This is a genomic window from Oerskovia enterophila, assembly GCF_001692445.1.
In the GTDB taxonomy this organism is placed as follows: domain Bacteria; phylum Actinomycetota; class Actinomycetes; order Actinomycetales; family Cellulomonadaceae; genus Oerskovia; species Oerskovia enterophila.
This window is the reverse complement of the sequence record NZ_MAQA01000092.1, coordinates 1-6227: the sequence shown is the minus strand read 5'-3', so window position 1 is coordinate 6227 and position 6227 is coordinate 1. Positions and strand designations below refer to the sequence as shown.

General features: G+C 72.5%; 7 protein-coding genes. 4 read left to right on the top strand and 3 right to left on the bottom strand.

What is annotated here, in order from left to right:
* Positions 1–1677, top strand: a 1677-nt coding sequence (locus OERS_RS20050) for a DNA translocase FtsK (RefSeq protein ID WP_139107963.1), incomplete at its 5' end; no start/stop codon positions are given.
* Positions 1678–1694: 17 nt separating this feature from the next.
* On the opposite strand, the gene OERS_RS20045 is transcribed toward OERS_RS20050, so the two are convergent.
* Positions 1695–3017 carry a CapA family protein gene (locus OERS_RS20045; protein WP_068627754.1) on the bottom strand — a complete coding sequence of 441 codons (1323 nt, stop codon included), beginning with the start codon at positions 3015–3017 and terminating at the stop codon, positions 1695–1697.
* Between the two features lie 135 nt (positions 3018–3152).
* Between OERS_RS20045 and pgsA the strand changes: the two genes are divergently transcribed.
* The 3 genes from pgsA to OERS_RS20030 all read left to right on the top strand — a co-directional run bounded on the left by pgsA (position 3153) and on the right by OERS_RS20030 (position 4900).
* Entirely contained in the window at positions 3153–3752 is a 600-nt protein-coding gene (gene pgsA / locus OERS_RS20040; RefSeq protein WP_068627753.1) for a CDP-diacylglycerol--glycerol-3-phosphate 3-phosphatidyltransferase, read from the top strand.
* Between the two features lie 10 nt (positions 3753–3762).
* Positions 3763–4254, top strand: coding sequence for a CinA family protein (locus OERS_RS20035; protein ID WP_068627752.1), 492 nt, complete (start codon positions 3763–3765; stop codon positions 4252–4254).
* A 298-nt stretch (positions 4255–4552) separates the two neighbouring features.
* The gene (locus tag OERS_RS20030; protein ID WP_056648772.1) at positions 4553–4900 is read left to right on the top strand and encodes a helix-turn-helix domain-containing protein; all 348 of its coding nucleotides are present in this window, start codon (positions 4553–4555) and stop codon (positions 4898–4900) included.
* 7 nt (positions 4901–4907) lie between these two features.
* Here the strand turns inward: OERS_RS20030 and OERS_RS20025 are convergent, their stop codons facing one another.
* A complete protein-coding gene (locus tag OERS_RS20025; protein ID WP_068627751.1) occupies positions 4908–5753 on the bottom strand; it encodes a DNA-formamidopyrimidine glycosylase family protein in 846 nt (281 codons plus the stop codon).
* 18 nt (positions 5754–5771) lie between these two features.
* Positions 5772–6227 (bottom strand): hypothetical protein (locus OERS_RS21670; protein ID WP_169834254.1); only part of this gene is annotated, 456 nt, incomplete at its 5' end.

Genomic DNA, 6227 nt, shown 5'->3' with positions numbered 1-6227 from the left:
CCCCCGCCTCCTCCCAACAACCCGGTCCCGCGCGGGGTCCAGCCCATGCTCGACGGCGACACGGTCTACGTGCTGCCCTCCGAGGACGACCTGGTCAAGGGCGCGCCCCACAAGGTGCGCTCGGCCGCCAACGACCGCGTGGTCGAGTCCCTCACGCGCGTGTTCGACCAGTTCGAGATCGACGCCAAGGTCACCGGTTTCACGCGTGGCCCGACCGTGACCCGGTACGAGGTCGAGGTCGGGCCTGCGGTCAAGGTCGAGCGCATCACGAACCTCTCCAAGAACATCGCCTACGCGGTGGCCTCGGCCGACGTCCGCATCCTCTCGCCCATCCCGGGCAAGTCCGCGATCGGCATCGAGATCCCCAACACGGACCGCGAGACGGTCGTGCTGGGTGACGTGCTGCGCTCCTCGGTCGCGCGCCGCACCGAGCACCCCATGGTCATGGGCGTCGGCAAGGACGTCGAGGGCGGCTACGTCGTCGCGAACCTCGCGAAGATGCCGCACATCCTCGTCGCGGGCGCCACGGGCGCGGGCAAGTCGAGCTTCATCAACTCCATGATCGTCTCGATCCTCATGCGGGCCACGCCCGAGGAGGTGCGCATGGTCCTCGTGGACCCCAAGCGCGTCGAGCTCACGATCTACGAGGGCATCCCCCACCTCATCACGCCCATCATCACGAGCCCCAAGAAGGCCGCCGAGGCCCTCGAGTGGGTCGTGCGCGAGATGGACGCCCGGTACGACGACCTCGCGACGTTCGGCTACAAGCACGTCGACGACTTCAACACCGCGGTGCGCGCGGGCAAGGTCAAGCCGCTGCCGGGCTCGGAGCGCAAGATCGCGACCTACCCGTACCTGCTCGTGGTCGTCGACGAGCTCGCCGACCTCATGATGGTCGCCCCGCGCGACGTCGAGGCCTCGATCCAGCGCATCACCCAGCTCGCCCGTGCCGCCGGCATCCACCTGGTCCTGGCGACCCAGCGCCCGTCGGTCGACGTCGTCACGGGCCTCATCAAGGCGAACGTGCCCTCACGTCTCGCGTTCGCGACGTCCTCGCTCGCGGACTCCCGCGTCGTCCTGGACCAGCCGGGCGCCGAGAAGCTCATCGGGCAGGGCGACGCGCTCTTCCTGCCCATGGGGGCCGCCAAGCCCATCCGCGTCCAGGGCGCGTGGGTCGGCGAGAGCGAGGTCCACGCGGTCGTCGAGCACGTCAAGGCGCAGCTCAAGCCCTCCTACCGCACCGACGTCGCGGCCGCGGCGGCGACCAAGAAGCAGGTCGACGAGGACATCGGCGACGACCTCGACCTGCTCCTGCAGGCCGCCGAGCTCGTCATCACGACCCAGTTCGGCTCGACCTCGATGCTCCAGCGCAAGCTGCGCGTCGGGTTCGCCAAGGCGGGGCGGCTCATGGACCTGCTCGAGTCGCGAGAGATCGTCGGCCCCTCCGAGGGGTCCAAGGCACGCGAGGTCATGCTCACGGCCGAGGACCTGCCCGCGACGCTCGCGATGCTGCGTGGCGAGCCGGACCCGGGGGTCTACGACGGCCAGGGCGGCGGCGGTGGCGCGCCGGCGGGCAACGGCCGCGACTACTCGGACGGCGCCGACGGGCACATGCCGCCCGTCGCGAAGGAGTACCACGACGACGCGGGCGACGAGGCGGACTGGCGCGAGCGCTGAGCCTGCGGCCCCGTGCCTCAGTCCTGGTCGGTGGGCAGATCGTCCGGGGGGACGGCCTCGGCGGTTGCTCCTGCAAGGGCCTCGGTTCCCAGGCGCGGGGCCGTCCCCGTCGCGACCGGGGGCGTGAGCCGCTCGGCCGCAGCAGCGCCTGCGGCCGCCCTGACCCGGTCGTAGCGAGCACCGAGCTCGCCCGGCGCCAGGGTCGCGGTGCCCTGGGGGAGGATCTCCGGCAGGACGTGCACCGCGTGCTTGCCCAACCGGTCGACGGTCGTCGCGGTCCACTCGAACCCCGTGACGCGGGCGGCGCCATCAGCAGGCTGTGTCACGGTCGCCGTGACCAGGAGCCCCGACTCGGTCCCCGGGACGCAGCACGCGGAGTCCTGGTTGGACACGTAGTTGCCCAGGCCGTAGGCGACCCACATCCCCTGACCGTCCGGTCCGCCCGGGAGCAGCTCGACCGGCTGCGGGACGTGGGCGTGGTGGCCGAGCACCAGGTCGACCTGGCCCGACGCGGCGAGGGCCGTCGCGAGCTCGATCTGCTCCGTGGTCGGTGCCGTCGCGTACTCGACGCCTGCGTGCATGCTCACGACCACGAGGTCCGCGCCCGCCGCCCGAGCAGCCGTCGCACGGGCGACCATGTCGTCGGCGGCGAGCAGGGTCACCGACCAGGGGGCCGACGAGGGGACGGGCATGCCGTTGGTCCCGTAGGTCGCGGACAGGTGGGCGACGACGAGCTCTCGTCCTGCACGCTCGAGGACGTAGAGCGCGGGGCCGGCCGCCTCGGCGGCCGACCGGGCCGTCCCGACGTGCCCCAGGCCTGCGGCGTCCAGCGCATCGAGCGTGGCGACGACCCCGGGCAGCCCCTGGTCCACGGAGTGGTTCGACGCGGTCGAGCACCCGTCCCAGCCCTGCTCGCGAAGATCGGTCGCCAGGTGGGAGTCCGCGACGAACCTCGGATAGCCCGCGGGGTGCTCGCCCGGTGCCGTGAGCGGCACCTCGAGGTGGCACAGGGCCAGGTCTGCCCCCGAGACCCAGGCGTCGGTTCCTGCCAGGAGCGTGCTGAAGTCGTACCTGCCGGGCCCCGTACGGGCGGACGCGTGCACGGGGAGGTGGGGCAGCACGTCGCCTGCGGCGACGATCGTGAAGACGGCGTCCGGCTCGGGCGTGGGGCTCGGTTCGGCGGGAGCCGGCGCGGGGGTCGCCGACGCCTGGGCCGGGGGCACCGCACCGGGGTCGAGAAGGAGGGCTCCCGAGGCCGCGACGATGCCGGCGACGAGCCCGGCGGCAAGGAGCTGGCCGAGCCGACGGCGGCGTCGGACTGCGCGTACGTGACGTGTCACGCTGCGACCCTAGCCGTTCGGCGTGCGCAACTGAAGATTGCGTGATAACGGCGGCCCGTTGTGTGTGATCTTGTCCGAAGGGTCGGTTTCTGGGCGTGGTCGGTCGACCGCTCCCGGAGCGCCTAGGCTTGTCCCGTGGTCACAGCCGTCCCGTCTCCCTGGAACTCCGCGAACGCGGTCACTATCGCCCGGATCGCCGTGGTGCCGTTCTTCGCGTGGGCTCTGCTCGCCGACGGCGGGCACACGGTCACCTGGCGCCTGGTCGCGACGGGGTTGTTCGTCCTCGCGGCCGCGACGGACCGGGTGGACGGCTACCTGGCCAGGAAGTACAACCTGGTCACGGACCTCGGCAAGCTGCTCGACCCCATCGCGGACAAGCTCCTGATCGGGGCCGCGCTCGTCCTGCTGTCGGCCCTCGGGGACCTCCCGTGGTGGGTCACGATCGTCATCCTGGCCCGTGAGCTGGGCATCACGCTCATGCGGTTCGCGGTGCTCAAGTACACCGTCATGCCGGCGTCGCGTGGCGGCAAGCTCAAGACGGTCCTGCAGTCCGTGGCGATCTCGATCTTCCTGCTCCCTCTCGACCACCTGCCGTCGTGGATCTCCGTGATCGGCTGGATCGTCATGGTGGCGGCTCTGGTCGTCACGGTCGTCACGGGCGTCGAGTATGCGTTCCAGGGCTGGCGCCTGCGCCGGGATGCGCTGCGCGCGGCCCGCACGTCCGGGCAGGACTGAGCGGCTCGTCATGAGCACCCCGGGCGAGTCCGATCTCCGCGAAGCGGCAGACCTGCTCGAGGCCGCGACGGCACGGGGTTGGACCCTGGCGGTCGCGGAGTCGCTGACGGGCGGTCTCGTGAGCGCCCGCCTGGTCGCCGTGCCCGGAGCGTCCGCGGTGCTCCGCGGTGGGGTCGTCGCGTACGCGACGGACCTGAAGGAGAGCGTGCTGGGGGTCGACGGCGCACTGCTCGCCGAGCGGGGTGCGGTGGACCCCGCCGTCGCACGCCAGATGGCCCAGGGGGTCGCCCGGGTGCTGGGGGCCGACGTCGGCCTCGCCACGACCGGGGTGGCCGGTCCTGATCCCCAGGACGGCAAGGCCCCGGGACTCGTCTACGTGGCGGTCGCGACGCCCGAACGCACCGAGGTCCGCGAGCTCCGGCTCGAGGGCGACCGCGCGACGGTCCGCGACGCCGCGGGCCGGAACGTCCTCACCCTGGCACGGGTGACGATCAGCGGGTGAACTTGCCGTCCGGTGGGACGAGCAAGGCCGAGCGCGGGCGAACGCGTGGAGAGTTCGTGAACACCAGGCAACCGTGTGGACTTCGGCGTGGTGCGGGAACAACCTGGGTGGGAGCGACGTTGAACAGCACGTGATCGCCAAGAGGCCATTCAACAGATCAGCACATGAGACTGCCCCGGGTGCGGGGTACGGTAGGACGATCCCCACGCGAGGGGCGCGGGGAACGACAGGTCAGCGAACCACCACCGGAGCCAGGCAGGCTCCGACGGTCGCACGGGACACGGAAGGGGGCCGCCAGATGATTGTTCTTCGTCGAGAGATCGGGGACGTGCTGCGAGACGCTCGCCAGCGACAGGGCCGCACCCTGCGAGAGGTGTCCTCGGCCGCACGCGTCTCCCTGGGGTACCTCAGCGAGGTCGAGCGCGGTCAGAAGGAAGCGTCGTCCGAGCTCCTGGGCTCCATCTGCGAAGCCCTCGACATCCCCATGTCGCTGGTGCTGCGCGAGGTCAGCGACCGGGTCGCCGTGGCCGAGGGTCTGATGATCCCGGACACGATCCCCGCAGACTTCGCCGTCACGCTCATGGGTCGGGGAGCGGCTGCAGAGAGCGCGCGGCGCATGCGCGAGGACCTTCAGCCGGTCGGCTGACGGAGCCTCAGGGCTTCTGACAGCTCGGACAGTAGAAGATCGGTCGCTCGAACGGCGCTTCGTTCGCCCGGGCGACAGCGACGGGCGTGCCACATCGGTGGCACGCCCGTCGTGCTCTGCCGTGGACGTGTCGTCGGACCGTGCCCACCCCCTCCGCGACGCTGCGGAGCATCTGGCCGCGCGCGGTCCGCAGCAGCGCCTCCAGGTCGCGGTCGGAGACGTCGGACACCTGGGTCCACGGCCACAGGCCCTGGGCGAACAGGCTCTCGGCCGTGTAGATGGTGCCGAGCCCGGCGACCCCGCGCTGGTCGAGCAGGGCGTCGGCCAGGGGGAGTCCTCGGGACCCGGCGCTGGTCCGACCTCCCGCGGTCGCCTGCGCCGGGAAGCCGCCTGCCGCTGCCGCGCCGCGCAGGCGTGCGAGCGCGAGCAGGACGCCGGAGTCCGGGGAGCTGAGGAAGTCGTCCGCGAGGACGTCCGGGCCCAGGTGCCCGAGCAGGACGTGCTCGTCGCGGGTCCGGACCACGTCGAGCATGCCGAGCCGTTCACCGACGCAGGTCCACACCTCGTTCGCGAGGACCGCCCGGACGTCGGTGCCGCGCGCGCCGGCTCCGACCGTGCCCGTGCGGGCGACGCGCCACTGTCCCTCCATCCGCAGGTGCGTGTGCAGGGTCGTGCCGTCGTCGAACCGGGTCAGGAGGTGCTTGGCGTACGGCCGGACCTCGACGACGGTCCGGCCCGTGAGGTCGATGCTCGCCGCGCTGGGCCACCTCAGCTCGGCACGTTCCACGGCCCGTCCGCGCAGCGCCGCGTCGAGGCGTTGCGCCGTGATCTTGACGACGTCGCCCTCAGGCACCAGGAGCCCCTCGGCCGGTCATGCGCGCAGCCCCCGCGGGGTGGGACGGAAGCCCGCCTCCATGAGCGCAGCAGTCACGCCGAACGCGCGCGACGCGGTGCTGCCCGCTCCGGCGAGGGCGTCGATCCCGTCGATCCGCCCGATGACCATCTTGCCGAGCAGCCCGGCACGCGACGCGCGCGCGAGCTCGGCGCACGCCAGCGCGAGGCGGCGCGCCGAGGTCTCGGAGTCGTCGCCGAACGAGATCAAGGAGCGACCGCCACGCTCGACGTACAGGACCAGGTCGCCGCCCGCGAGCACGACGACGGAGCCCACCTTGCGTCCCGGCCGGTGGGTCGCGCGCGCTACGGCACGGGTGGGTTCGGTGCCCGGTGCGACGGCGAGGGCGGTCGCGGCCCCCACGGTCGCGGTCGCCGACGTGCGTGCCTCCGACAGGCCGCCCACCGCGGCCCCGCCCCGCGCCCCGCGGCCGAC